The following is a 25774-nucleotide window of genomic DNA, read 5'->3' as shown; positions in this document are numbered from 1 at the left end:
CCATCACAGTGGCATGAAGCGCCCGGAGGCGAACCGAGCCCTCTATAGATTAGGTAACCCTAAGTGATGAAGCGCACCGGAAGCGGGCTTCCACCTCGGTTGTCAGGACCGGAGGAATTACGCAACAATGGCGTTGTGAAATACGTTGGCGAGGCTTCCCGGGAGGAACTCGCGACCGGCGAGCACTCCACTCGCAACCGGGTCGCGCGGTCCATCCTGGACCACGGCCCGTCCACCGTCTCCGATCTGGCGGGGCGCCTCGGGCTCACACAGGCGGCCGTCCGCCGTCATCTGGACGCGCTGGCGGCCGACTCCGTGGTGGAGCCCCGTGACCAGCGGGTCTACGGCTCGCGAGGGCGCGGCAGGCCCGCCAAGGTGTTCGCCCTGACCGACTGCGGCCGGGACGCCTTCGACCAGTCCTACGACCAGCTCGCCGCCGACGCCCTGCGCTGGATCGCGGCCGCCGCCGGCGGTGGCGAGCGGGGCGAGGCGGCCGTCGCCGCTTTCGCCCGTGCCCGTATCGCCGGCCAGTCCGAGGGCTACCGGGAGGCGGTCGAGGCCGCCGAGCCCGGGAAGCGCACGGAGGCACTCGCCAGGGCGCTGAGTGCCGACGGGTACGCTGCTACGGCGCGTAGCGCGCCGAACCGGCAGGGCGAGCAGCTCTGCCAGCACCACTGCCCGGTCGCGCACGTCGCCGAGCAGTTCCCCCAGCTGTGCGAGGCGGAGACGGAATTCTTCTCCCAGCTGCTCGGGACCCATGTGCAGCGGCTGGCCACCATCGCCCATGGCGACGGGGTCTGCACGACCTTCATTCCCCGCGCCACCCCACAGACCACCCATCACGCTTCTGAAAGCACAGCCGGGAGGAACCCCGCATGACGCTCCCCACGGAGACTGCCCACCCTGAGCTTGAGGGTCTGGGTACGTACGAATTCGGCTGGGCCGACTCCGACGCGGCCGGCGCCGCTGCCAAGCGCGGTCTCTCGGAGGCTGTCGTCCGCGACATCTCGGAGAAGAAGAACGAGCCGGAGTGGATGCTCAAGCTGCGGCTCAAGGGTCTGCGCCTGTTCGACAAGAAGCCCATGCCCAACTGGGGCTCGGACCTGTCGGGCATCGACTTCGACAACATCAAGTACTTCGTGCGGTCCACCGAGAAGCAGGCGGCCTCCTGGGAGGAACTGCCGGAGGACATCAAGAACACGTACGACAAGCTCGGCATCCCGGAGGCGGAGAAGCAGCGCCTCGTCGCCGGTGTCGCCGCCCAGTACGAGTCCGAGGTCGTCTACCACCAGATCCGTGAGGACCTGGAGGAGCAGGGCGTCATCTTCCTGGACACGGACACCGCGCTGAAGGAGCACCCGGAGCTCTTCCAGGAGTACTTCGGGACGGTCATCCCGGTCGGCGACAACAAGTTCGCCTCGCTGAACTCGGCCGTGTGGTCCGGCGGATCGTTCATCTACGTGCCGAAGGGCGTGCACGTCGACATCCCGCTCCAGGCCTACTTCCGTATCAACACGGAGAATATGGGCCAGTTCGAGCGGACGCTGATCGTCGTCGACGAGGACGCCTACGTCCACTACGTCGAGGGCTGCACCGCCCCGATCTACTCCTCGGACTCGCTGCACAGCGCCGTGGTCGAGATCATCGTCAAGAAGGGCGGCCGCTGCCGCTACACGACGATCCAGAACTGGTCGAACAACGTCTACAACCTGGTCACCAAGCGGGCCGTGGCCTACGAGGGCGCGACCATGGAGTGGGTCGACGGCAACATCGGCTCCAAGGTCACCATGAAGTACCCGGCCGTCTACCTGATGGGCGAGCACGCCAAGGGCGAGACCCTGTCCATCGCCTTCGCGGGCGAGGGCCAGCACCAGGACGCCGGCGCCAAGATGGTCCACATGGCCCCGCACACCTCCTCGAACATCGTCTCCAAGTCGGTGGCGCGCGGTGGCGGCCGTACCTCGTACCGCGGTCTGATCGAGATCGGCGAGGGCGCCGAGGGCTCCAAGTCCAATGTGCTCTGCGACGCGCTGCTGGTGGACACCATCTCACGCTCCGACACCTACCCGTACGTGGACGTCCGCGAGGACGACGTGTCCATGGGCCACGAGGCGACCGTCTCCAAGGTCTCCGAGGACCAGCTCTTCTACCTGATGAGCCGCGGTCTCTCCGAGTTCGAGGCCATGGCCATGATCGTCCGCGGCTTCGTGGAGCCGATCGCCAAGGAGCTGCCCATGGAGTACGCGCTGGAGCTCAACCGGCTGATCGAGCTGCAGATGGAGGGGTCCGTCGGCTGACCGCCGCCCGGCCCTCGCCCGACCAGCAGCGCCCGTAATCCCTTACGCAGAGGCAGAGAGAGAGCACGACGACAGCCATGGCTGAGGCTCAGAACATTCCGGTGGGCTCCACGACCGCCGGTTCGATCGCGGTGGCCGCCGAGTCGACCGTCGCCACGCGCATGAGCGCGCCCCCCTCCTACGATGTGGCGGACTTCCCCGTCCCGCACGGCCGCGAGGAGGAGTGGCGGTTCACGCCGCTGGAACGGCTGCGCGGTCTGCACGACGGCAGCGCCGTCGCGCGGGACGGCGGCGTCACGGTCGAGGTGACCGCCCCCGAGGGCGTCATCGTCGAGACCGTCGGCCGTGACGACGCGCGGGTCGGCAAGGCCGGCATCCCGGTGGACCGGGTCGCCGCCCAGGCGTACTCCTCGTTCGAGAAGGCCTCGGTCGTCTCGGTGCCCAGGGAGACCGTGGTGAGCGAGCCGATCCGGATCGCCGTCCGCGGCGAGGGCGGGGTCTCGTACGGTCACCAGATCATCGAGCTGGGAGCCTTCGCCGAGGCGGTCGTGGTCATCGACCACACCGGGGACGGCGTGCTCGCCGCCAATGTCGACTACCTCATCGGGGACGGCGCCAAGCTGACCGTCGTCTCCGTACAGGACTGGGACGACAAGGCCGTCCATGTCGCCCAGCACAACGCGCTGGTCGGCCGCGACGCCTCGTTCAAGTCGATCGTGGTCACCTTCGGCGGCGATCTCGTACGGCTCCAGCCGCTCGTACGGTACGCGGGCACCGGCGGCGAGGCCGAGCTGTTCGGCCTCTACTTCACGGACCGTGGCCAGCACCAGGAGCACCGTCTCTTCGTCGACCACAACACCCCGCACTGCAAGTCCAACGCGGCCTACAAGGGCGCTCTCCAGGGCACGGACGCGCACGCCGTATGGATCGGTGACGTGCTCATCCGCGCCGCGGCCGAGGGCACCGACACCTATGAGATGAACCGGAACCTCGTCCTCACGGACGGCGCCCGGGTCGACTCGGTGCCGAACCTGGAGATCGAGACCGGTGAGATCGCCGGCGCCGGCCATGCCTCCGCCACCGGCCGGTTCGACGACGAGCAGCTCTTCTACCTGATGGCCCGCGGCATCCCGGAGACCGAGGCCCGCCGGCTGGTGGTCCGCGGCTTCTTCGCCGAGCTGGTCCAGAAGATCGGCCTGCCGGATGTCGAGGAACGTCTGATGGCCTCGATCGAGGCGGAGCTGGAGGCGTCGGTCTGATGGCCTACGTCCGAGTCTGTGGGCTGGGCGAGCTGGAGGAGGACACCCCGAAGAGGGTGGAACTCGACGGCACGCCCGTCTCCCTCGTCCGCACCGAGGGCGAGGTGTTCGCGATCAACGACATCTGCTCGCACGCGAACGTGTCCCTCTCCGAGGGCGAGGTCGAGGACTGCATGATCGAATGCTGGCTGCACGGCTCCAGCTTCGACCTCCGTACCGGAAAGCCGTCCGGCCTGCCCGCGACGCGCCCCGTCCCCGTTTACCCCGTAAAGATCGAAGGGGACGATGTGCTCGTCTCCGTCACCCAGGAGTCCTGAGTCACCCATGGCAACGCTTGAAATCCACGACCTGCACGTCTCCGTCGAGGCGGAGAACGGCCCCCGCGAGATCCTCAAGGGCGTCGACCTGACCGTCAAGCAGGGCGAGACCCACGCCATCATGGGCCCCAACGGCTCCGGCAAGTCGACCCTCGCGTACTCCCTCGCGGGCCACCCCAAGTACACGATCACCGGTGGCACCGTGACCCTGGACGGCGAGGACGTCCTGGAGATGACCGTCGACGAGCGCGCCCGCGCCGGTCTCTTCCTCGCCATGCAGTACCCGGTCGAGGTCCCCGGCGTCTCCGTCTCCAACTTCCTGCGCACCTCCGCCACCGCCGTGCGCGGCGAGGCCCCCAAGCTGCGTACCTGGGTGAAGGAGGTCCGGGAGACCATGGAGCGTCTCCAGATGGACCCCTCCTTCGCCGAGCGCAACCTGAACGAGGGCTTCTCCGGCGGCGAGAAGAAGCGGCACGAGATCCTCCAGCTCGAACTGCTCAAGCCCAAGATCGCGATCCTCGACGAGACCGACTCCGGCCTCGACGTCGACGCGCTGCGCGTGGTCTCCGAGGGCGTCAACCGCGTCCGCGAGAGCGGCGAGGTCGGCACCCTGCTGATCACGCACTACACGCGGATTCTCCGCTACATCAAGCCCGACTTCGTGCATGTCTTCGCGCAGGGCCGGATCGCCGAGTCCGGCGGTGCGGAGCTGGCCGACAAGCTGGAGAACGAGGGCTACGAGGCGTACGCGAAGGGCGGCCCCGTGAGCGGAGTGAACTCAGAGGAGGATGTCGCGTGACACGGCTGCCGGGCCTTCTCACAGGATCGGATCGGCTGCTCGACGAGGCGATCCGCAAGGATTTCCCCATCCTCGACCGGGTGATCCACGACGGCAAGAAGCTCGTGTACCTGGACTCCGCGGCGACCTCGCAGAAACCGCGCCAGGTACTCGACGCGCTCAACGAGTACTACGAGCGGCACAACGCGAATGTCCACCGCGGGGTGTACACCATCGCCGAGGAGGCCACGGCGCTGTACGAGGGCGCCCGTGACAAGGTCGCCGCTTTCATCAACGCGCCGAGCCGCGACGAGGTGATCTTCACCAAGAACGCCTCCGAGTCGCTCAACCTCGTGGCGAACATGCTCGGCTGGGCGGACGAGCCCTACCGGGTGGACCACGAGACCGAGATCGTCATCACGGAGATGGAGCACCACTCCAACATCGTGCCGTGGCAGCTGCTCTCGCAGCGCACGGGCGCGAAGCTGAAGTGGTTCGGCATCACCGACGAGGGCCGCCTCGATCTGTCCAACATCGACGAGATCATCACGGAGAAGACGAAGATCGTCTCGTTCGTGCTGGTCTCCAACATCCTGGGCACGCAGAACCCGGTCGAGAAGATCATCCGGCGCGCGCAGGAGGTCGGCGCGCTGGTCTGCGTCGACGCCTCGCAGGCCGCCCCGCACCAGGTGCTCGACGTACAGGCGCTCCAGGCCGACTTCGTCGCCTTCACCGGCCACAAGATGGCCGGCCCGACCGGGATCGGCGTTCTCTGGGGCCGCCAGGAGCTGCTGGAGGACCTGCCGCCGTTCCTGGGCGGCGGCGAGATGATCGAGACCGTGTCGATGCACTCGTCGACGTACGCCCCGGCGCCGCACAAGTTCGAGGCGGGTACGCCCCCGATCGCCCAGGCCGTCGGTCTCGGCGCGGCCGTGGACTATCTCACCGCGATCGGCATGGACAGGATCGCCGCGCACGAGCACGCCATCACCGAGTACGCGGTGAAGCGGCTGCTGGAGGTCCCCGGCCTGCGGATCATCGGCCCCGAGACGGCCGAGGACCGCGGCGCCACGATCTCCTTCACGCTCGGCGACATCCACCCCCACGATGTGGGCCAGGTCCTCGACGAGCAGGGCATCGCGGTCCGGGTCGGCCACCACTGCGCGCGGCCGGTCTGCCTGCGGTACGGAATTCCCGCGACCACGCGAGCGTCTTTCTATCTGTACTCCACTCCGGCCGAGGTCGACGCTCTGGCCGAAGGGCTTGAGCACGTCCGTAACTTCTTCGGATGAGGACCTGAGAGGGCAGGGGCAGTTCGTGAAGCTGGATTCGATGTACCAGGACGTCATCCTGGACCACTACAAGCACCCGCACGGGCGCGGTCTCCGGGACGGCGACGCCGAGGTGCACCATGTCAATCCGACGTGTGGTGACGAGATCACGCTGCGTGTCCGGTACGAGGGTTCGCTGATCGCGGATGTGTCGTACGAGGGCCAGGGCTGCTCGATCAGCCAGGCCAGCGCGTCCGTACTGAACGACCTCCTGGTCGGCAAGGAACTGGCCGAGGCGCGGAAGATCCAGGGCGCCTTCCTGGAGCTGATGCAGTCGAAGGGCCAGCTGGAACCCGACGACGCGATGGAAGAGGTGCTGGAGGACGCGATCGCGTTCGCCGGCGTCTCGAAGTACCCCGCCCGCGTGAAGTGCGCGCTGCTGAGCTGGATGGCGTGGAAGGACGCGACGGCCCAGGCCCTGGGCGACAGTGCGACGAAGGAGACGGCATGAGCGAGAACGAGACCCTGACGATCAAGCCGGCCTCGGAGGACGAGGTCCGTGAGGCGCTGTACGACGTCGTCGACCCCGAACTGGGCATCGACGTCGTCAACCTCGGTCTGATCTACGGCATCCACATCGACGATTCCAATATCGCCACCCTGGACATGACCCTGACGTCGGCGGCGTGTCCGCTGACCGATGTGATCGAGGACCAGGCGAAGGCGGCGACGGACGGCATCGTCAACGAACTCAAGATCAACTGGGTCTGGATGCCGCCGTGGGGCCCGGACAAGATCACCGACGACGGCCGCGAGCAGCTGCGCGCGCTGGGCTTCAACGTCTGAGCGACTGAGCGTCGGACCACGCGAGAGGGCCCCATGATCCCGGCCGGATCATGGGGCCTTTCGTGTCTTCCAGCCGTGGGCGGGGGTTCCGGCGGCTTCGGCCAGGGTGGGGGCCAGGTTCTCGGTGCGGATGCGCTGGTCGACGTAGAGGAGGTTGAGCACCAGCTGGGGGAAGGTCGTCGTGAGGAACTGCATGATCAGCTGGGCGACCAGGATCAGCAGCAGCAAGCCGCTCACGGCCACGAGGATCTGTCCGGCCGTCGGGTCGCCGCCGAGGGCGGACGGCGTCAGCGGATTGCCGACGGTGGTCAGCGCGTTGATCAGCTGCTGGATGACGAAGCCCGCGAGGGACGCCATGGCGAAGGCCAGCAGCGAGATGCCGCAGATCCGCCACCAGGCGCCGCGCACCAGGCCGGCCGAGCGGCGCAGGGACGCGAGCGGGCCGCGGGATTCGATGACGGCGACGGCGGGGGCCAGGCTGAGACGGACCCAGAGCCAGACCGCCGGCGGCGTGACCGCCAGGGCGCCGAGGAAACCCAGCGGTATCAGCCAGAACAGACTGGCGGGTGAGCCGTCCATGGCGATGTAGGTGATCAGCGTGGCGGTGAAGCCCAGGGTGAGCAGGGCCACCGGCAGGACGGCGATCAGCCCCGTGAGGATCACGGCGCCGAGGACCGCGGGGAACCGGGAGAGCGCCCGGCGCCAGACCGCGCCGAAGGTGGTGGGGCGGCCCAGGACGGCGCTCTGGACGACCGAGGAGCAGGCGGCCTGGACGACCGCGTTGGCGACGAGCAGGATTCCCATGCCGAGGAGCCAGACGCAGCCGAACGCGATCAGCAGCGGCCGGACGTCGTCCCAGGACGGATCCACGCCGTGGGGTGTGTCGACGACCTCGCGCAGTCGGTCACCGACCAGGGCATAGGCGACGGCCAGCGCGGTCGCCACGGCTGCCACGGCCATGCCGTACACCGCGGCGGCCACCCCGAGCAGCTGCTTCCAGTACCCGCCTATGGTGGCGAACGCGCCGCCGAGTATGTCGCCGAGGCTGAGCGGGGCGAGGGGTATCACCCCGGGCTTGGGAGGCGGGGGCGGAGGCGTCCAGCCGCCCCAGCCGTAAGGCCCGCTTCCATAGGGCCCGTTCCCGTACGGCCCGCCGGGCCCGTTCCCGTACGGTCCGCCCTGACCACTTCCGTACGGCCCGCCGGGACCGCTCCCGCGCCCGCCACCGCCGCCCCACCCCGTCGTGCCCTGCGCCACCGCTGCTCCGCTCCCGCTGCTCCGATCCGGATGACACACCGTAACCGGTGGGTCCGACAGTGGGATGCCGGGACGGTGTGTACAGCCGTACGCATCGATGCGTACACTCGTACGCATGGGATACGGACTGCTTGCCGCGGCGATCGCGGCGGAGGTGGCCGCGACATCGGCCATGAAGTACAGCGAGGGCTTCACCAGGCTGTGGCCCTCGCTGATCACCGTCGTGGGCTACGTCATCGCCTTCGCCCTGCTCGCGCAGACCCTCAAGACCATTTCCATCGGCACCGCCTACGCGATCTGGGCGGGTGTCGGCACGGCGGCCATCGCCGCCATCGGGATGGTCTTCATGAACGAGTCACCGGCGCCGGCGAAACTGCTGGGCATCGGCCTCGTGATCGCGGGCGTCGTCGTGCTCAACCTCGGAGGGGCCCACTGATGACCCGCCGTTACGACCCCGACCGGCGCCAGCGGATCATCGACGCCGCGATCCGGGTGGTCGGGCGGGGCGGAATCGCCGGACTGAGCCACCGCACCGTCGCCGCCGAGGCCGATGTGCCGCTCGGCTCCACCACGTACCACTTCGCCTCGCTCGACGAACTGCTGATCGCCGCGCTGCGGCAGACGAACGACAGCTTCGCGGCGGCCGTGCGGGAGAGCGGCGCCCTCGCGGATCCGGACTGCGACATCGCCGGTGAGCTGGCCCGGATCACCGGGGAGTGGCTCGCCGGAGACCGTACCGGCGTGGAGCTGGAGTACGAGCTGTATCTCGCGGCGCTGCGACGGCCCGCGCTGCGCCCGGTCGCGGGGGAGTGGTGCGCCGCGCTCGGGGACGAGGTGGCCAGGCGCACCGATTCCGTCACCGCGCGCGCGGTGGTCGCGCTGCTGGACGGGATCTGCCTCCAGGTGCTCCTCACGGACGCGGTGTACGACGGCGAACGCACCCGCGAGATGCTGACGCGGCTGATCCCGTCGGCGGCCTGACCCGCGTGGCGAGCGTGGCCAGCAGAGGCGAGCGAGGCGAGACTCGCGGGAGCGCCTGGGCCGCCCGTCCGTCCCGCCCGCCCGTCCGTCCCGTCCGTCCCGTCTCCCTCTCCCGGGCGGGAGATCACGTGGCGATGCGCCCGTCACCTGAGACCGGTTCGCCCGCGCCCCGCCGGGACCGTTAAGTTCGGAGCATGACCGACACGTCTTCCTCCAGTTCCCCCCGCACCACCGGCGCCGTCGCCGCCGGCCTCGCCACCCTCGCCGAGGACGGCACCGTCCTCGACACCTGGTTCCCCGCCCCCGCGCTCGCCGCCGAGCCCGGCCCGGCCGGCACCGAGCGGCTGACCGCCGAGCGCGCCGTGGAACTGCTCGGGGAAGGCGCCGCCAAAGCCATCGGTCCCGACGCCCGCCGCGGGGTCGAGGTCGTCGCCGTCCGTACGGTCATCACCTCGCTCGACGACAAGCCGCTGGACACGCACGACGTGTATCTGCGACTGCATCTGCTCAGCCACCGGCTCGTCCAGCCGCACGGCCAGAGCCTGGACGGCATCTTCGGTCTGCTCGCCAATGTCGCCTGGACCTCGCTCGGCCCGGTCGCCGTCGACACGCTGGAGACGGCACGGCTCAGCGCCCGCGCCGAGGGGCTGCACCTCCAGGTGACCTCGGTCGACAAGTTCCCGCGGATGACCGACTACGTCGCCCCCAAGGGCGTCAGGATCGCCGACGCGGACCGCGTACGGCTCGGCGCGCACCTCGCCGAGGGCACCACCGTGATGCACGAGGGCTTCGTCAACTTCAACGCGGGCACCCTCGGCACCTCCATGGTCGAGGGCCGGATCTCGGCGGGCGTCGTCATCGGCGACGGCTCGGACATCGGCGGCGGCGCCTCCACCATGGGCACCCTCTCCGGCGGCGGCAAGGAGCGCATCGTCATCGGCGAGCGCTGCCTGATCGGTGCCGAGGCGGGCATCGGGATCGCGCTGGGCGACGAGTGCGTCGTCGAGGCGGGGCTCTATGTCACCGCCGGGACGCGCGTCACGCTGCCCGACGGCCAGATCGTCAAGGCCCGTGAGCTGTCCGGCGCGAGCAATATCCTCTTCCGCCGCAACTCGGTGACCGGCGCGGTCGAGGCCCGTCCGAACAACGCGGTCTGGGACGGTCTCAACGAGGTCCTCCACAGCCACAACTGATCAGCCACGACGAGATCAGCCGTAACTGATCGGCCACGACCGGTCCCGGCCGATCGCGACCGGTATCAACTGATCACAGCGGGGGCGGCGGTGGAGCCGACCAGCTCTCCGTACGCCGCCAGCAGCCCGTCGGCCGTCTCCCGGCCGGCGGGCCGCAGTGGTTCTCGGACCGGTCCGCCGGGCCGGCCGAGCGCGCCCAGCAGCGCCTTCGCGGTGACCGTGCCGGGGAGTCCCGAGGCCATCATCAACTCCGCCAGCGGAAGGGTGAGTTGATTGAGCCGTACGGATTCGGTGACCGCTCCCGCGTCATACGCGTCGAGCGCGGCGCGCAGCGGGCGGGGCGCGGCGTTGGCGACCGTACTGACGAAACCGGCGCCGCCGACCGCGTACAGCGGCAGATTCAGCTCCTCGCACCCGGAGTAGTACGCGAGCGAGGTGCGGGCGATCACCTTGGAGCTGCCGAGCAGGTCGTACGCGCAGTCCTTCACGGCGACGACGCGCGGGTGCGCGGCGAGGCGGAGCATGGTCGCGGGCTCGACGCGGGTGCCGGTGCGGCCCGGGATGTCGTACAGCATCAGCGGGATGCCCGACGCGTCGGCGATCCGCAGGAAGTGCGCCTCCACATCCGCCTGCGGCGGGCGGCTGTAGTACGGCGAGACCACCAACAGGCCGTCGGCCCCGGCCTGTTCGGCCGCCCGCGCGAGGGCCAGGGTGTGCCGGGTGTCCGCGCTGCCGACGCCCGCGACGACGGCGGCCCGGCCGCCCACCTCGTCGCACACCGCGCGTACGAGGGCGGTCTTCTCGGCGTCCGTGGTGGTGGGCGACTCCCCGGTGGTGCCGTTGAGGACCAGCCCGTCGCATCCCTCGTCCACCAGCCGGCCGGCGAGTTCGCGGGCGCCGGGCAGATCCAGCTCTCCGTCGGCGGTGAACGGCGTGACCATCGCGCAGAGGGCGCGGCCGAAGGGGCGAGGTGTGCTCATGGTGGCAGTGTCCGCCGAGCGAATGTGAAGGTCCACTTAGATTTGCTTCGGGTGAGAGTGAAGCAGCGCTAAAGGTGGTGGTCCCGGGCCGTCTGGCATGATCGGCGAGTGCTTCGCAGGGGGCGGGGCGGGGGAGAGGGGCGCATGGCACGGATACGCCGAACGGCCGCGTTGGCGGCGGGCTCATTGGTCCTGATCGCGGGGGCGACCGGATGCTCCGACATCAGGAACGAGATCGACGCCGCGCGGGGCGGGGGCGGGGGCGGGGGCGCGGGCACGCCGGCCGCGGCGGCCTCCGAGCCCTCGGCGGCGCTGTCCGCCGAGCCGCCCCCGGACCGGCCCGCGGGCCCCGAGCCCTGGGAGGCCACCGGTCCCGGCCGCTGTCTCGCCTCGGGGGTGGCCGTCAGCCATGGCATGGTGAACGCCGCCATGGGGATCCGGGCCGTATCGGTCGGGCTGCGGAACTGCGGGACGAAGCCCTACCGGGTCAACGGCTACCCGGAGATCGGTGCCCTGGACGAGGACCGCGAGCCGGTCGGCCTGAAACTGGTCCAGGGGAACGAGAGCACCGGCGCGGCCGATGACCCGGGGCCGAGGGAACTGACCCTGGCGCCGGGGGAGTCCGCCCGGTCGGTGTTGCGGTGGAACAACCGGATCACCGAGTCGGGGGCCCACTCGACCGGCTCCTATGTGGTCGTCGCGGCGGCGCCCGGCGAGGAACGCGAAACGCTCCCGCTGCCCCTGGACATCGGCTCGGACGGCGAACTGCGTGTCACCGCGTGGGCGCTCTCGGAGACCCCGGAACCGTCGTGAACGGGCGGGCGGGAGCCCGTACACCGGACTCCGATATCGGCATCGAAGAGTGATCGCTGGTCCGTTCGGAATGGGGCAGGATGCGTACCATGACGCGTACGCTCCGCTCCTCACCGCTCCTGGTGTTATCGCCCCCCACGCTCGCGACGGCCGTACGCGGATCCGGGGACGGCCACGCCTCCGACTACCGCGTGCCGAAAGGCTCTTCGGGGTAGCAGAGGCCGGACTGTCAGTGGGTGCTGGTGCAATGGAGACATGGAGGGCATGGAGAGCATGGACACCGAAAACGCCGATCGGGGCGATGCCGACCAGGGTGGGACAGGCCGGGGCGACGCCGGAGAAGGCGCGGCCGACGAGGGTGAACTCGCCGCATTGCGCACGGCCTTCCCGGCGGAGGGCTGCCTGCCACCTCTGGGCTGGGACGGAGTGCGCGCCTTCGAGCGCGAGCACGGAATCGTCCTGCCCGAGCCGTACCGCACGCTGGTCGCGGAGATCTGCGACGGCTGCAGCGACGGGCCCGCGGATATCGACGGGCTGATACCCCTGGCCGCGCTGCCCGCCGACTGGGGATGCGACCAGACGCAGCGGGATCTCGCGAAGCCCTTCCCGCTCACCGAGGCGTGGGTGTGGGAGGACGACCCCCGGCCGTACGAGGAGATAGAACCGCTCATCGACGAGGTCTCCAACTACGGGAGCGTCGTGCTGGGCACGGACGGCTGCGGGATGTACTGGCATCTCGTCGTCAGCGGTGCGCACCGGGGACGGATCTGGACCATCAGCGATGTGGGCGCGGCGCCGTTCGGGGCGGCCTTCGGGCACACCACCGCGGAAGACGGCTTCGCGGGCTGGGTGGCGCACTGGGCCACCACACGCAGGCCGTGGTTCGACGTCGTGGTCTGACGGGGTGACGGTGGCCGCGGCCTGTTGACCTCAACCGCACTTCACATTTGAGCATGGTGGCCGAAGGCGCACCGCGGGGGTGCGCCACAAGGAGGTTCCACCGTGTCCGTGCGCCTCGGCACCGTTCCCGAGATCACCCGCCCCGGCGTGGGGCTCGTCCTGGTCAGCACCTGGCGCGTCGGCACGCCCGAGCGGCAGCGGGCCGCGGTCGACGCCATCACCCGGGCCTGGCGGAGCAGGGAGTGGCCGGACGTCGGCCTGCTCTCGTACAGCGTCAGCACCGGCGACGACGGGGACACCCTGCGCCACTACTCGCAGTGGCGCGACCAGGAGGCGTACGACGCGTTCGTCCGCACCTACCGGGACGAGCGCAACGCCGAGATCGACGCCGCCGTGCCCGGGATCGAGCGGATGGGGCTGCGCGCGTACGAGCTGTACCGCAGCGGGACCCCGGCGGAGGGGGAGACCAGGGTCCCCGGCTGTGTCGTGCTCGTGGACGTGGAGTTCGAGGGGCCCGACACCGAACGCCGGAAGAGCTGGGTCGACACGGTCTTCGAGGCCCTCGACGGCGATCCGGCCACGCCCTCCGGCGGGATCTCGGCGCACTTCCATCTCAGCACCGACGGCACACGCGTACTCAACTACGCGGAGTGGGAGAGCGCCCAGGCGCACATCGACGCGCTCAACGCCCCGGGGGACGGCGTCGGTTCCGCCACCGAGCAGTGGAAGCGGGTGCGGACCTACCCCGGGCTGAAGCGCAGCACGGTGACGCGGCACACCCCCGCGGTCAGCCTCAGCGCCGGCTGAGCGCGGCGCCCGCGGTCAGCCGCGGCGTACGGCGCCGCCGGGTGCGGTGGCCCGGCCGCGTGTGGGGTCGGGCCGGACCACCGCGGCTCATCAGGGGCGGAAACGCAGGACCTGCGGGTCGTGGTCGCTGTTCTGCCGGGCGAACTCCGCGTTGATGTGCACGCTGTCGTAGTCGAACGCACCGGAGGTGATCGAAGGACTGGTCAGGATCTGGTCCAGGACCTGCGAGTTGCCCTGGTAGACATACGAGTAACGCTCCCCGGCCGGCAGGGACTTGATCGCCGGATACAGCGCGCCGCCGTCGGCCAGCGCCTTGGCCGCCGCCGAGAACTCGAAGTCGTTGATGTCGCCGACGACGAGTACGTCCGCGTCCCGCTGCGCCGCGAGGATGTCCTTGACGAACGCGTTCACCGACCGGGCCTGCTGGAGCCGCTGGACCTCGGAGGAACGGTTCACCGGCTGATGGTGCGAGGTCAGCCCCTCGTCCCCGCCCTTCGAGGCGAAGTGGTTCGCGATGACGAAGACCGTGCGGCCGCGGAAGGTGAACTCCCCGGCCAGTGGCTTGCGGCTGTTGGTCCAGGCCGCGTCGGCGGGGTCGACCCGGCCGGGAGAGAGCGTCAGCGCCGCGCGGCCGTGTGTGCGGACGACCCCCGTGGCCGTCGTCGCGTCCCCGCCGGGGCGGTCGGTGAACGAGACCCGCGCCGGGTTGTAGAGGAAGACCTGACGGATGTTGCCGCCGGGCTCGCCGCCGTCCTTGTTGTTCTCCGGGTCGATGGTGCGCCAGGCGTAGGAGGGGCCGCCGGCCGCGGTGATCGCCGCCGTGAACTTCACGATGGCCTCCTCGGCGGACACCGTGCCGTCGTTTGTCGCGCCCGTACTGTCCTGGATCTCCTCCAGCGCCAGGATGTCCGGCGAGGAGAGGTTCCGCACGACCGCGCCCGCGAGCGCGTCGAACTTCTCCTGAGGGTCCGAGGGGTCGAGGTTCTCGACGTTGTACGTGGCGACGGCCAGCTCGCTCCCGTGCTGCGGGCGGGTGGTCTCGGGCTTCAGCTTCCTGTCCGTGACCGTGCCCAGCGTGCGGGCGACGAGCGTGTAGCCGCCGAACTGGTTGTAGTCCAGGGGGCCTTCGGTGATACCGGACAGCGTGTCGCCGACGTTCGCCGCCGGGAACGGGCTCTGGGCCGCGGGCGCGAGCTGCTGGATCTGGAGCCGGCCGGTGTTCTGCGAGGTGTACGAGCCGTAGACCGTGCCACCGCGGCGGTTGTCGTTCTCCCGCGGCTTGACCGTCACCCACAGCTCCGCGTACGGATCGGTCGCGCCGACCACGCGTGAACCGCCGATACGGACGTTCATGCCCTCCAGCGACTCGTACAGGTCAAGCGCGTAGTGGCGCGGCTCCAGCCGCAGGCCGTTGACGCTGCCGCCCGCCGCCGGATCACCCTTCGGCGCGTACGCCGAGGGCACCGACCTCTCCGAGATCGCGACCGGCGCGGGCAGCGGGTTGCCGGAGGAGACGACCGTCACCGTCGGCGAGGCGATCTGGGTGACCGACTGGTTGCCCGAGGCCGCGCCGCCCGGGATGTACTCGCCGACCGTGCCGGAGACCTTCACCGCGTCGCCCACGGCGACGGCCGGCACGGAGTTGGTGAAGACGAAGACGCCCTCGCTCGTGGCGGCGTCGCGGTCGGGCTCCGGATCCTGGATCCAGAACCCCCGGGAACCGGAGGTACGCACGCCGGTGACGATGCCGGGCACCTCCGCCACCGGCGTCCCCACCAGCGGGGATATCCGGCCGGTTCCCTGGATGCCATGGATACGGACCCCGGAGGAGGCGGCGGAGGCGGGGGCGCCCGCGAGCAGCCCGGAGGCCATCGCGAGGGCGACGAGGGCCGGGACAGCGGCCGTTCTCGGTACGGAAGAAGGCATGAAGGCACTCCGGAAGACGAGGGAGGGGTGTTCTACGCGCGTCAATCTCTTGGCTGCGGCGGTCAGTTGTCAAGGGCCCCCGGGCGTCCGGGCGTTGTCGCGTACATGAACCGGGTGGGATAGGTCCAAATGCGTCTACGCTGGGGGCCGCATCGACCGCGTACGCCACAAGGAGAACCACCAGATGCCCGGAGACCGCCCCACCCTGCCGCCGGTGCGACTGCCCTCGGACGCGGAGCTGGCGCGGGACGCGCTCGCCGCGCCACTGCTCGCCCGCGCGGTACGGCTCGCCCGCTGGGCCGGGCCGACGACGCGCGTGGGAGCCGGCGGTGAGCTGGTCGACGAGCAGCTGCCCGCCGCGGCGGAGGTGCTCGGCCTCGGTGACGAGCTCTCGGAGGGCGACGGCGAGGCGTACGCCGGCGAGGCCTGGCGGGTGGCGGTCGACACGGGCCTCGTGGAGGTCGACGACCCGGACGAGGACGGCGGGCCGGACGGCGCCGCCGACACCGAGGGCCGCGTCACCACGGGCGAGCAGCTCGGAGTGCTCACCTCCGGCGGCCCGCAGGACATCCTGTCGCTCTGGCTGGATGCCCTGGACGTCGTCTTCGCCGACGCGACCGCGCCCGTACTGGACGATCTCGCCGCGGCCATCGGCGACGACGGCGAGATCGATCTCGAATCGCTGGACTGGGACCCGGAGCTGGAGGCGGAGTTCCTGGAGGGCGTCCTCGGCAACCTCTATCTGCTCACCCTCGCGGAGGGCGGCGGCGAGGGGCCGGTGCCCCTGCCCGTCCTCGCCGCGTCGATGATCGTGCCCGACGACATGGGCGAGCCCACCGACGACATCCTGGAGCAGGTGTCCGAGGCGATGATGCGGCTGGACGACCAGTTCCGGCTGCTGGAGCCGATCGGGCTCGTCTCGTACGTACCGGTCGACGAGGCGCTGATGGCGGAGGACACGGAGGACGGCCCCGACGCGTCGCTGCCCGTCGGCGAGGAGGACGTCGCCCGGTACGGGATGGTCCGGCTGACGCCGCTCGGGCTCTACGGGATCAGGTCCCGGATGCTGGAGGCGGGGGTCGACGCGCCCGCGGTGGGCGACCTCGCGGACAAGGACGCGCACGCGCTGCTGGACGGCGTCGCGCACTTCCCCGAGCTGTCCGCGCGCGCGGAGACGGAACAGTGGCTGACCCGGCGCGCGCCGGCCGAGGCCGCACGCGAACTCCTCGCCGCCGCGCGCGGCACGGACCCGGGCGCGCCGCTGCGCCGCCTGCACTGCCAGCAGGCGCTGTCCCTGGTGGGCGCGGAGGCGGAGGCCGCGGTACGGGAGGTCCTGGACGACGCCGAACTGGGCGGCCTGGCCCGCGTCTGGCTGGCCGAGCTGGGCGCGGGTGATGTGCCGCCGCCGCCCGAGTCGATGATCTTCTGGCTGGCCATCGACACGATCGCCGCGCAGCTGGACGCGGAGGGCGAACCGGACGAGCTCCAGGAGCTGGTCGAGGGCCTGGTGGGGCAGCACAGCGGGTTCTTCGAGGCGGCGTGGCGGGTGGAGCATCCGGCGACGGCGGAGGTGCTGGAGGCGATGGGGCGGCTGCATCGGGACAGGGCGGCGTCGAAGGACGCGCGCAAGGCGGCGTTCAAGGCGAGGTCGCGGGGGTAGGGGGGCGGTCGCCGGGTTGCGGTTGCGGTCGCGTTGTCGTGGGCCGGGGTGTGGGGGCGGTGCGGCCCGGTGGTCATGGCAAAACGCCGTCTCGGTCGCGGTGAGTGGGCCGGTGCGGTCCGGTGGGCCTCGCCCGCTGCTCTGGTAGCGGACCGGGTGGGGAGTGTGCCGCCGCCTCCCCCGCCCGCCCTCGCGCACGGCCCCGTCGCTTGTGCGGGTGGTGAAGGGGGGCGCGCAGGGGTCGTGGCCGGGACGTAGAGCGTGATGTGTGGCGCGCGGACGCCCGAACCATCGACGGGCCGGAGTCGCGCCGTACATCATGCAGTCCCGGGCGCGAGCCCCGGAGCGCACCCCGGCGACAACCCGCACCCGGAAACCGGCCCCAGCCGAAGACGACCGCACCCCGGACCACATGCCCGCACCCGGAAACCGGCCCGGCGCCGGAGACGAGCGCGTATCGGACCACGAGCCCGCACCCGGCGACGTACGCGCGCTCCCGCCGAGGCGAACCCGGACCACGCCCGCTCACCGCAGGTGCGACGCTCCGTTGAGGTCCAGGATCGTTCCCGACGACCACTCCGCCCCCGGCGACGCCAGCCACACCACCGCCCCCGCGATCTCCTCCGCCGTGCCCACCCGCCCGAACGGGCTCTGCGCGCGGATCGACTCGCCCTCCTCGCCGGTGAGGCGGGACGCCACGCGTTCCGTGGTGAAGAAGCCCGGGGCCACGGACGCGACGGCGATGCCGTGCGGGGCCAGGGAGACCGCCAGGGACTGGCCCAGGGCGTGGACCGCCGCCTTCGTCGCGCCGTAGGCCGGGTGGTCCGGTTCGCCGCGGAACGCGCCCCGGGAGCCGATGTTGATGATCCGGCCGGGCGTCCCGCGGTCGATCATGGAGCGGGCGGCGCGGTGGCTGAGCAGGGCCGTGCCCAGCAGGTTGACGGACAGGTGGCGCTGCCAGGCGGCCGCCCAGTCGTCGTAGGACGTGGTGGGCAGCGGGTGGGGCTCGTTGACGGCCGCGTTGTTGACGAGGACGTCGATCCCGCCGAGCGCCTCGGCCGCCTCGTCCGCGACCCGCGCCGCGCCCGCCGGGTCGGCGATGTCGCCGCCCACCAGCGCGTGGCCGGTGCCGGCCAGCGAGTCCAGGGTGTGGCGGGCGTCGGCGGCGCGGGTCGCGTAGTGGACGGCGACGTGGTCGCCCTGCGCGGCGAAGGCGCGGGAGACGGCGCGGCCGAGGCCGCGGGACGCGCCGGTGACGAGGACGCGGCGGCCGGTGGACGGCAGATTCATGGGGAAGCGGGCCTCTCGATGTCGGGCGGTGTTCAAGCGCTGTTTATCCGCGGGCGGGAGCGTCGGGAGCGTACCCCTGACCCCCGTGCCCCTTCAGGAGACCGCGATGCCGCTGACCCGCAGGGAATTCACCGGAAGATCCGCACTGACCGGGGCGGGGCTCGTCCTCACCGGTGCCACCGGGGCGTTCGCCACCGCGCCTGGCGCGCTGGCGGCGGAGGACGCTCCCGAGGTCGCCTCCGGGCCCGCGCCGTCGCCCGGTTACGGGCCGCTCGTCCCCGACCCGCGGGGAACGCTCGCGCTGCCGGCCGGATTCTCGTACCGGGTCATCACGCACAGCGGGGTGACCAAGCTGGAGACCGGCGAGGACACCCCGTCCAACCATGACGGCACCGCCACGTTCGAGGGGCCGCGCGGGGTGGTGCTGCTGGTCAACAACCACGAGCTGGACGGTCCGAGGGGCGACTACGAGTTCCCGGTGCCGCTCACCGAGGGGCTGGTCTACGACCCCGCCGCGGCCGGGGGCTGCACCATCGTCGAGACGCACCGCGACGGCCGTACCGCGGAGTGGGTCGGTATCGCCGGCACCTCCACCAACTGCGCGGGCGGACGCACCCCGTGGGGCACCTGGCTCACCTGTGAGGAGAACTCCGACCGGGCCGGTGAGAACGGCATGACCAAGGACCACGGGTATGTCTTCGAGGTCGACCCGTACGACCGCCGCGCCAACCGGGACCCCAAGCCCATCAAGGCGTTCGGCCGCTACGACCACGAGGCCGTGGTCATCGATCCCCGTACCGGCTACGCCTATCTGACGGAGGACGCCTCCGAGCCCAACGGGCTGTTCTACCGCTGGGTCCCGCCGCACGGCTTCAAGCACGGGCGGGGGCAGCTGCGGCGGCTCGCGGACGACGCGGGGGTGCTCCAGGCGCCCCGCTGCTTCGACGCGGGCGGCCGTTTCGTGGACGACCTCTCGCGCGCCGCGAAGATCGGCACCGTCTACGGCGTGGACTGGGTGGACGTGCCGGACCGGGACGGCAGGACCGTGGCCGTACGGGAGCAGTTCGACGGCGAGGACGTCACCCGGGCCAGGAAGCTGGAGGGCATGTGGTGGGCGGACGGCGGCGCGTACATCGTCTCCTCGTACGCCCGTGACGAGAGCCCCGGCGTGCCGCACGACGGACAGGTGTGGTTCTACCACCCGCGCCGCCGCACGCTGACGCTCAAGGTGCTGCTGGGCGTCAACGCCGACCCGGACAAGGACGGCGCCTTCGACGGGCCGGACAACATCACCGTCTCGCCGTACGGCGGGCTGGTCATCGCGGAAGACGGCGAGGGCCTCCAGCATCTCTTCGGGGCGACGGAGCGCGGACGCACGTATCCCATCGCGCGCAATGACCTCAACGACAGCGAGTTCACGGGTGTCGTGTTCTCGCCGGACGGCCGCACGCTGTTCGCCAACATTCAGGAGCCCGGCATCATGCTGGCCATCACCGGCCCGTGGCGGCGCACTCCCCGGGACTGACCGCGGCTCCGGAAGGGGTGATCCGGGCGCCCGTCGGTGGCCGGGCATGGCGCGTCGGGGCTCCTTGGGCGCATACTCAAAGTAATGACAAAGTCAGCCGGATCCCGGCGCCACCTGCCGTCCAGTCCCTTCAACCGCCAGGCCCCGGCCTCAGCCCCGCCCGAGCAGTTCGATGTGGGAGACCGTGTCTCGCATGATCAGTTCGGGTTGGGAAGGGTCATCGGAGTCGAGGGCGAACATGCCGTGCTCATCGATTTCTCGGGGCGACAGGGGAGGATCCTGAGCCCCTTCGCCAAGCTGACCAAGCTCTGAAGCCCCGACCCCGGAGCTTGGAGGCCGTGCCCCCGGGCCGCCGCGGACCCTCAGGACCCGCGACGGCGCGGGGGCATCGTGCCATCCGCTTTCGGGGGCGGCCAGGAGCACAGGTCAGAGGATCTTCGCGGCGGGCTTGACCATGCCCCGGACCGTACGGGACTTGACGAACTCCCCCAGACCGGTCATTTCCCACTCGCCGGAGAACTGCCGGATCAGCTTCGCCATCAGCACCCCGGTCTGCGGCTCGGCGGTGGTCAGGTCGAAGCGCACCAGTTCCTCGTTCGTGGCCGCGTCGATCAGCCGGCAGTACGCCTTGGCGACCTCGGTGAACTTCTGGCCGGTGAAGGAATTGACCGTGAAGACCAGGCCGGTCGCCTCGTCGGGGATCCGGCCGAGATCGACGACGATCACCTCGTCGTCGCCCGCGCCCTCGCCCGTGAGGTTGTCGCCGGAGTGCTTGATCGCTCCGTTGAGGATGGAGAGCTTGCCGAAGTAGCAGCTGTCCAGGTGGTTGCGGTTCGGGCCGTAGGCGATCACGGACGCGTCGAGGTCGATGTCCTTGCCGCGGTAGGCCGGCTCCCAGCCGAGGCCCATCTTGACCTGCGTGAGCAGCGGACGGCCGCCCTTGACCAGCGAGACCGTCTGGTTCTTCTGGAGGCTGACCTTGCCCTTGTCCAGATTGATCTTGCCGCTGCCGGGCGGGGCGGCGGGGGCCGGGGGAGCGGCGGGCGGGGCGGCGGGGGCCGGCGGAGCGGCGATACGCGGATCGGCTCCCGCGTGGGAGCGGGCGGGCGCCGGGGCCGCGACAGGGGCCGCGGCCGGGGCGGGCTCCTCCACGGAGACGCCGAAGTCGGTGGCGATCCCGGCCAGCCCGTTCGCGTACCCCTGGCCGACCGCGCGGACCTTCCACGCCCCGTTGCGCAGATAGATCTCCACGATCACCAGGGCGGTCTCGGCGCCGAGCTGGGGCGGCGTGAACGTCGCGAGCGCGCCGCCGCTGCCCGCGTCGCGGATCGTGGCCGTGGGCTCGACGCCCTGGAAGCTCTGCCCCGCCGCGTCCGGGCTGGCCGTGACGACGATCTTCTCGATGCCGGCGGGCACGGCGCTGGTGTCGACGACGATCGCGTCGGGCGCCGTGCCCCCGCCGGAGCGGTAGCTCACGCCGGGGCCCGTCGGCTGGTTGTAGAAGATGAAGTCGTCGTCTGAGCGCACCTTGCCGTCGGCGGTGAGCAGCAGGCCCGATACGTCGAGCCGCACGGGAGCGGCGACGTCCACCGCCACATGGGCGGTGGGAAGAGGGATGTTCGAGCCGGGGGTCATAGCTGTCATGCCAGACGTAACGAACGACCCCGCTTTGCCGTTCCCTTACCTTCGGCCGATCGGCCCCTCGGCCGCCCCGGGGCCCGGCGGTCTCAGTGGGGCCACCGCGGCGGGTCGGTGGCGAACGTGCCGCCGAGGAAGGCGTGGTCCCGGTTGTCCGGGTCGAGGTCGCCCTGTGCGGCGATGAGCTTCTCGGCGAACTGCTCCGAGTCGTCCTGGGGCTCGTACCCGAGCGCCCGCGCGCTCGTGAGGTCCCACCACAGCCGGGTGTTGGCGGAGGAGCCGTAGACGACGCTGTGGCCGACGTCCTCGGCGGTGAGGGCGGCGTGGAGGAGCCGCGCGCAGTCGCCTGGGCTCAGCCAGACGGAGAGCATGCGGACCGTACTGGGCTCCAGGAAGCAGGAACCGATCCGTACGGAGACGGTCTCCAGACCGTGCAGGTCCCAGTAGAGCTGGGCCAGGTCCTCGCCGAAGCACTTGGAGAGGCCGTAGAACGTGTCGGGGCGGCGCGGGGTGTCGACGGGGATCAGCGGGTCGTCCCCCCGCGGGCGCGGGGTGAAGCCGACCGCGTGGTTGCTGGAGGCGAAGACCGTGCGCCCGACGCCCTCGGCGCGGGCCGCCTCGTACAGGTTGTACGTACCCTCGATGTTCGCGCGCAGGATCTTGTCGAAGGTGGACTCCAGCGAGATGCCCGCGAGATGGATGATCGCGTCGACGCCCCGGACGGCTTCGCGCAGCGCGTCCTTGTCCGCGAGGTCGGCGGTGATGGCCTCGGGCTCGCCCTCGATGGGATTGGCGTCGAAGAGCCGCAGCTCGTAGCCGTACGCGGGCAACAGGCCCCGCATCAGGGTGCCGAGGCCGCCGGCGGCGCCGGTGAGCAGGACGGTACGGGGTGCGGGCATGGGGGAGATCTCCTCGCGGCTCGGGCCGGACGCACGGATTTCTGGACTCAGACCCGTGGATGGAATTCACATGCGTGGACAAACTAAGGAGTGGGGCGGAGTACCGTCAAGTCTCGTCCGGAGGGCGGGAATCCGCCTCTGGGTTGCGGTTTTCCGTCTTGACCCGCGGTCCGCGACTGCCCTAGCGTGGCGTTGTTCAGAGATATGGACATCGATCACAATTGTGCACGAGCGGTCGCCGCTCGACGCATGGCCCAGGGAGCGCCCGTGACCTCAGCCCCGCTCACCGCCCGCCTGACACACGTGGCCGGGCCGCTGTTCTTCCCCGTCACCGCGTACGGGCCCGACGGCGCGCTCGACCTCGACGCGTACCGCGCGCATGTCGGCGAAGGTGTCGCCGCGGGGGCCGCCGCCGTCTTCGCGTGCTGCGGCACCGGCGAGTTCCACGCCCTCACGCCGGAGGAGTTCCGCGCCTGCGTGGCCGTGGCCGTCGAGGAGACCGCGGGCCGCGTCCCGGTCGTGGCCGGCGCGGGCTACGGCACGGCGCTCGCCGTCCAGTACGCGGGGATCGCCGAGGAGGCCGGCGCGGACGGACTGCTCGCGATGCCGCCCTATCTGGTCGTCGCCGACCAGGAGGGCCTGCTGCGCCACTACACCGCGCTGGCGGGCGCCACCTCGCTGGAGACGATCGTCTACCAGCGCGACAACGCCGTCTTCACCCCCGAGACCGTCGTGGAACTCGCCCGGGTGGACGGCATCGTCGGCCTCAAGGACGGATACGGCGACCTCGAACTGATGCAGCGCATCATCAGCGCCGTACGCACCGAGGAGCCGGACCGCGACTTCCTCTACTTCAACGGCCTGCCCACCGCCGAACTCACCGGCCTCGCCTACCGGGGCATCGGCGTCACGCTCTACTCCTCCGCCGTCTTCTGCTTCGTCCCCGAGATCGCGCTCGCCTTCCACCGGGCGCTGACCACCGGCGACGACGCCACCGTGAACCGTCTGCTGGACGGCTTCTACCGCCCCCTGGTCGAACTGCGCGGCAAGGGACGCGGATACGCCGTCTCGCTCGTCAAGGCGGGCGTCCGGCTGGGCGGACGGGAGGTCGGGGAGGTACGGCCGCCGCTGAGCGAACCGCAGCCCGCGCACATCAAGGAGCTGGCCGAGATCATCGAGCGGGGCCGGGCCGCGCTGCGGAGCGGCGACGGAGGCGAGGACGGACGCGCGGACGGGAACGAGAACGCAAGCGCGGACGGAAGCGCGGACCCGGACCGCGCGGGCACCGGGACCGGCACGGAAGGCGGCGCCGCGTGAAGACCTCGGCCTTCCTCTACCCCTGGGACGTGCTCGGCGATCCCGACGCCCCCGCCAGGATCGCCGACCTCGGCGTCCGGCAGGTCACCCTCGCCTCCGCCTACCACTCCACCCGCGCGCTGACCCCGCGCCATCCGCGCCACCGCGTGGTCACCGCGGAACACAGCGCCGTCCTCTACCCGGTGGACGACGCCCGCTGGGCGCGCCACGAACTGCGCCCGTACCCCGCCGGGTCCTGGGCCCCCGGCGACGCGTACGGCGAGGCCGCGGCGGCTCTGGCCGACGCCGGACTCGACGTGCACAGCTGGGTGGTCCTCGCGCACAACTCCCGTCTCGGCGCGGAGCATCCCGGCACCTCCGTGGTGAACGCCTACGGCGACCGCTATCCCTGGGCGCCCTGCGTCGCCAGGCCCGAGACCGGCGCGTATCTGGTGGAGCTGGCGGCCGAGGCGGCCGTACGCCCCGGGGCGCGCGGTACCGAGCTGGAGTCCTGCGGCTGGTACGGGCTCGCGCATCTGCACGCCCACGACAAGATCGCGGGCGTCGGCCTCGGCGACGCGGCGCAGTACCTGATGTCACTCTGTTTCTGCGCCGTCTGCCGGGAGGGATACGCGGGCCTCGGGGCCCCGCCCGACGAACTGGCCGCCGCCGTGCGCAGCGCGCTGCGGCCCGTCTGGGCCACCGGCTCCGCCGAGTCGGGCTGGTCCTCCGTCGAGAAGCTCCTCGGCGCGGATCTCGCCGCCGTCACCGCCGAGTGGCGCGGTTCGGTCGCCCGTACGCTCCAGGAGCGGGCGGTCGCGGCCGTACGGGCGGCAGCCGGGCCCGGCTTCCAGGTGCTGCTGCACGCCGATCCGGCGTCGTACCACGTCGGCGCCAACGCCGGGGTGGACCCGGCGCACATCCTCGGGGTCGCGGACGGGGTCGTCCTGCCCTGTACGGGGGGCGCGGCGGAGGCGATGCTGAGCCCGTTCGCCGGACACGCCACCGGGGAATCCGTCCTGGCCGCCAACTTCACGGTCGTCACGGGCATGGGCGGCCAACCGGCCGCTCTCGCCGACGACGCGGCGCGGGCGAGGGCGCTCGGCGCCACCGAACTGCGGCTGTACCACGCGGGACTGGCGTCGGACACGGATCTGAAGACCGTCACGAAGGCGCTCTCAGACCTCGGTGGCTGAGCCACCGGGCGGACGCTGTCGCGGGGTCTTCCTCCGCGCGTGACCGGGGGCGGCCGGCGCCCATGCGGTGAGCAGCCCGGCCGCTCCGGTCAGCGGCAGCAGTACGGCCGGGTCGGCCAGCGCGATCAGCCCCGCGCCGAGCGCGAGCACCAGTGCGTTGGGCACATACATCTGCGTGTGGGCGGTGGCCGCCGTCCGGCCCACGACCGCGGCCGGGACCTCGCGCCGCACCGCCGTCAGCGCCGCGATCAGCACGCACGGCAGCCCGGCGCCGACCCCGGCGGCGCTCGCCGGCACCACCGCGTCGTACGGCAGCGCCCGCGCCGCCACGGCCGTCGCGAACAGCGCGATACCGGCGGCGGCGAACACCCTCTCCGGCCGCCGCCGCAGCAGCGGGCCCGCCACCAGCCCCGCCAGTACGGACCCGGCGCCCTGCACTCCCGTGCGCCTCCCGCACGTCTCCTGTACGGGCCGTACGGGCCGTACGGGCTGTGTGGGCTGTACGGGCGTCAGCGTGGCCTCTGAGGACGCGGTCGGCACATCGGGCGATTCGCCCTACTCCCGGATACGGAAAGGGCCTTGGACGGGCTCCAGGCGGCTCAGCGCGGCATCGGGGCGGCTCCGTGCGGCACCGGGCCGGTGGGG

The 25774-nt window shown here is 71.3% G+C and carries 26 protein-coding genes; 19 read left to right on the top strand and 7 right to left on the bottom strand.

Features of this window, described 5'->3' with window-relative positions; all coding sequences use genetic code 11:
* Positions 1-135: 135 nt before the first annotated feature.
* The 8 genes from ACZ7LS_RS32985 to ACZ7LS_RS32950 all read left to right on the top strand — a co-directional run bounded on the left by ACZ7LS_RS32985 (position 136) and on the right by ACZ7LS_RS32950 (position 6768).
* On the top strand, positions 136-879 hold the full coding sequence (locus tag ACZ7LS_RS32985; RefSeq protein WP_382529850.1) for a helix-turn-helix transcriptional regulator: 744 nt from the start codon (positions 136-138) through the stop codon (positions 877-879).
* On the top strand, positions 876-2297 hold the full coding sequence (gene sufB / locus ACZ7LS_RS32980) for a Fe-S cluster assembly protein SufB (RefSeq protein ID WP_382529852.1): 1422 nt from the start codon (positions 876-878) through the stop codon (positions 2295-2297). Before ACZ7LS_RS32985 ends, sufB begins: the two co-directional genes overlap by 4 nt.
* 77 nt (positions 2298-2374) lie before the next feature.
* Entirely contained in the window at positions 2375-3556 is a 1182-nt protein-coding gene (gene sufD / locus ACZ7LS_RS32975) for a Fe-S cluster assembly protein SufD (protein WP_382529853.1), read from the top strand.
* Positions 3556-3873, top strand: coding sequence for a bifunctional 3-phenylpropionate/cinnamic acid dioxygenase ferredoxin subunit (locus ACZ7LS_RS32970; protein ID WP_129769626.1), 318 nt, complete (start codon positions 3556-3558; stop codon positions 3871-3873). Before sufD ends, ACZ7LS_RS32970 begins: the two co-directional genes overlap by 1 nt.
* Before the next feature lie 7 nt (positions 3874-3880).
* Positions 3881-4672: a Fe-S cluster assembly ATPase SufC gene (sufC, locus tag ACZ7LS_RS32965; RefSeq protein ID WP_356517190.1), complete on the top strand. Its 792-nt coding sequence runs from the start codon at positions 3881-3883 to the stop codon at positions 4670-4672.
* Positions 4669-5943 (top strand): cysteine desulfurase, encoded by a 1275-nt coding sequence (locus ACZ7LS_RS32960; RefSeq protein WP_382529856.1) that lies wholly within the window; start codon positions 4669-4671, stop codon positions 5941-5943. Before sufC ends, ACZ7LS_RS32960 begins: the two co-directional genes overlap by 4 nt.
* A 25-nt stretch (positions 5944-5968) precedes the next feature.
* Complete coding sequence (sufU, locus tag ACZ7LS_RS32955; protein ID WP_382529858.1) at positions 5969-6433, top strand: Fe-S cluster assembly sulfur transfer protein SufU; 465 nt, start codon at positions 5969-5971, stop codon at positions 6431-6433.
* Positions 6430-6768 carry a metal-sulfur cluster assembly factor gene (locus tag ACZ7LS_RS32950; RefSeq protein ID WP_129769630.1) on the top strand — a complete coding sequence of 113 codons (339 nt, stop codon included), beginning with the start codon at positions 6430-6432 and terminating at the stop codon, positions 6766-6768. The genes sufU and ACZ7LS_RS32950 overlap by 4 nt, the downstream gene beginning before the upstream one ends.
* 48 nt (positions 6769-6816) lie before the next feature.
* Here ACZ7LS_RS32950 and ACZ7LS_RS32945 read toward each other — a convergent pair whose 3' ends face one another.
* Entirely contained in the window at positions 6817-7836 is a 1020-nt protein-coding gene (locus ACZ7LS_RS32945) for a DUF7847 domain-containing protein (RefSeq protein ID WP_385137002.1), read from the bottom strand.
* Between the two features lie 304 nt (positions 7837-8140).
* Between ACZ7LS_RS32945 and ACZ7LS_RS32940 the strand changes: the two genes are divergently transcribed.
* From ACZ7LS_RS32940 to dapD, 3 genes are all read left to right on the top strand, one after another.
* Positions 8141-8461 carry a DMT family transporter gene (locus ACZ7LS_RS32940; RefSeq protein ID WP_382529862.1) on the top strand — a complete coding sequence of 107 codons (321 nt, stop codon included), beginning with the start codon at positions 8141-8143 and terminating at the stop codon, positions 8459-8461.
* On the top strand, positions 8461-9006 hold the full coding sequence (locus tag ACZ7LS_RS32935; protein WP_385137000.1) for a TetR/AcrR family transcriptional regulator: 546 nt from the start codon (positions 8461-8463) through the stop codon (positions 9004-9006). The genes ACZ7LS_RS32940 and ACZ7LS_RS32935 overlap by 1 nt, the downstream gene beginning before the upstream one ends.
* A 194-nt stretch (positions 9007-9200) precedes the next feature.
* Positions 9201-10199: a 2,3,4,5-tetrahydropyridine-2,6-dicarboxylate N-succinyltransferase gene (gene dapD, locus ACZ7LS_RS32930; RefSeq protein WP_385136999.1), complete on the top strand. Its 999-nt coding sequence runs from the start codon at positions 9201-9203 to the stop codon at positions 10197-10199.
* Between the two features lie 65 nt (positions 10200-10264).
* Here dapD and dapA read toward each other — a convergent pair whose 3' ends face one another.
* Positions 10265-11179 carry a 4-hydroxy-tetrahydrodipicolinate synthase gene (gene dapA, locus ACZ7LS_RS32925; protein ID WP_382529867.1) on the bottom strand — a complete coding sequence of 305 codons (915 nt, stop codon included), beginning with the start codon at positions 11177-11179 and terminating at the stop codon, positions 10265-10267.
* Positions 11180-11323: 144 nt separating this feature from the next.
* Here dapA and ACZ7LS_RS32920 point away from each other — a divergent pair, with 144 nt between their 5' ends.
* From ACZ7LS_RS32920 to ACZ7LS_RS32910, 3 genes are all read left to right on the top strand, one after another.
* The gene (locus ACZ7LS_RS32920; RefSeq protein WP_382674979.1) at positions 11324-11992 is read left to right on the top strand and encodes a DUF4232 domain-containing protein; all 669 of its coding nucleotides are present in this window, start codon (positions 11324-11326) and stop codon (positions 11990-11992) included.
* Positions 11993-12265: 273 nt separating this feature from the next.
* A complete protein-coding gene (locus tag ACZ7LS_RS32915; protein WP_382529870.1) occupies positions 12266-12892 on the top strand; it encodes an SMI1/KNR4 family protein in 627 nt (208 codons plus the stop codon).
* Positions 12893-12994: 102 nt separating this feature from the next.
* Positions 12995-13699: an antibiotic biosynthesis monooxygenase gene (locus ACZ7LS_RS32910; protein WP_385136996.1), complete on the top strand. Its 705-nt coding sequence runs from the start codon at positions 12995-12997 to the stop codon at positions 13697-13699.
* Between the two features lie 90 nt (positions 13700-13789).
* On the opposite strand, the gene ACZ7LS_RS32905 is transcribed toward ACZ7LS_RS32910, so the two are convergent.
* Entirely contained in the window at positions 13790-15625 is a 1836-nt protein-coding gene (locus ACZ7LS_RS32905) for an endonuclease/exonuclease/phosphatase family protein (protein ID WP_385136995.1), read from the bottom strand.
* Positions 15626-15809: 184 nt separating this feature from the next.
* On the opposite strand from ACZ7LS_RS32905, the gene ACZ7LS_RS32900 reads away from it, so the two are divergent.
* Entirely contained in the window at positions 15810-17285 is a 1476-nt protein-coding gene (locus ACZ7LS_RS32900; protein WP_385136994.1) for a hypothetical protein, read from the top strand.
* A 525-nt stretch (positions 17286-17810) separates the two neighbouring features.
* Here the strand turns inward: ACZ7LS_RS32900 and ACZ7LS_RS32895 are convergent.
* Positions 17811-18575 carry an SDR family NAD(P)-dependent oxidoreductase gene (locus tag ACZ7LS_RS32895; protein ID WP_382529877.1) on the bottom strand — a complete coding sequence of 255 codons (765 nt, stop codon included), beginning with the start codon at positions 18573-18575 and terminating at the stop codon, positions 17811-17813.
* A 106-nt stretch (positions 18576-18681) separates the two neighbouring features.
* Here ACZ7LS_RS32895 and ACZ7LS_RS32890 point away from each other — a divergent pair, with 106 nt between their 5' ends.
* Positions 18682-20100, top strand: coding sequence for an alkaline phosphatase PhoX (locus ACZ7LS_RS32890; protein WP_382675010.1), 1419 nt, complete (start codon positions 18682-18684; stop codon positions 20098-20100).
* An 84-nt stretch (positions 20101-20184) separates the two neighbouring features.
* Complete coding sequence (locus ACZ7LS_RS32885) at positions 20185-20412, top strand: hypothetical protein (protein WP_129769642.1); 228 nt, start codon at positions 20185-20187, stop codon at positions 20410-20412.
* Between the two features lie 114 nt (positions 20413-20526).
* Here the strand turns inward: ACZ7LS_RS32885 and ACZ7LS_RS32880 are convergent, their stop codons facing one another.
* Both ACZ7LS_RS32880 and ACZ7LS_RS32875 read right to left on the bottom strand, forming a co-directional pair.
* Entirely contained in the window at positions 20527-21744 is a 1218-nt protein-coding gene (locus tag ACZ7LS_RS32880; protein ID WP_385136991.1) for a TerD family protein, read from the bottom strand.
* 83 nt (positions 21745-21827) lie between these two features.
* Positions 21828-22637, bottom strand: a complete 810-nt coding sequence (locus tag ACZ7LS_RS32875) for an NAD-dependent epimerase/dehydratase family protein (RefSeq protein WP_382529881.1) — start codon at positions 22635-22637, stop codon at positions 21828-21830.
* Positions 22638-22904: 267 nt separating this feature from the next.
* Between ACZ7LS_RS32875 and ACZ7LS_RS32870 the strand changes: the two genes are divergently transcribed.
* Together ACZ7LS_RS32870 and ACZ7LS_RS32865 are read left to right on the top strand one after the other, a co-directional pair.
* Positions 22905-23954, top strand: a complete 1050-nt coding sequence (locus ACZ7LS_RS32870) for a 5-dehydro-4-deoxyglucarate dehydratase (protein ID WP_385136989.1) — start codon at positions 22905-22907, stop codon at positions 23952-23954.
* Positions 23951-25129, top strand: a complete 1179-nt coding sequence (locus ACZ7LS_RS32865) for a hypothetical protein (protein ID WP_385136987.1) — start codon at positions 23951-23953, stop codon at positions 25127-25129. Before ACZ7LS_RS32870 ends, ACZ7LS_RS32865 begins: the two co-directional genes overlap by 4 nt.
* Here the strand turns inward: ACZ7LS_RS32865 and ACZ7LS_RS32860 are convergent.
* Entirely contained in the window at positions 25112-25669 is a 558-nt protein-coding gene (locus tag ACZ7LS_RS32860; RefSeq protein WP_385136985.1) for an MFS transporter, read from the bottom strand. The two genes, ACZ7LS_RS32865 and ACZ7LS_RS32860, sit on opposite strands and share 18 nt — an antisense overlap.
* Between the last annotated feature and the right edge of the window lie 105 nt (positions 25670-25774).

Source organism: Streptomyces sp. NPDC039430 (genome assembly GCF_055639435.1).
Note: the sequence above shows the minus strand (reverse complement) of the source record. Positions and strands in the feature narration are given on the sequence as shown.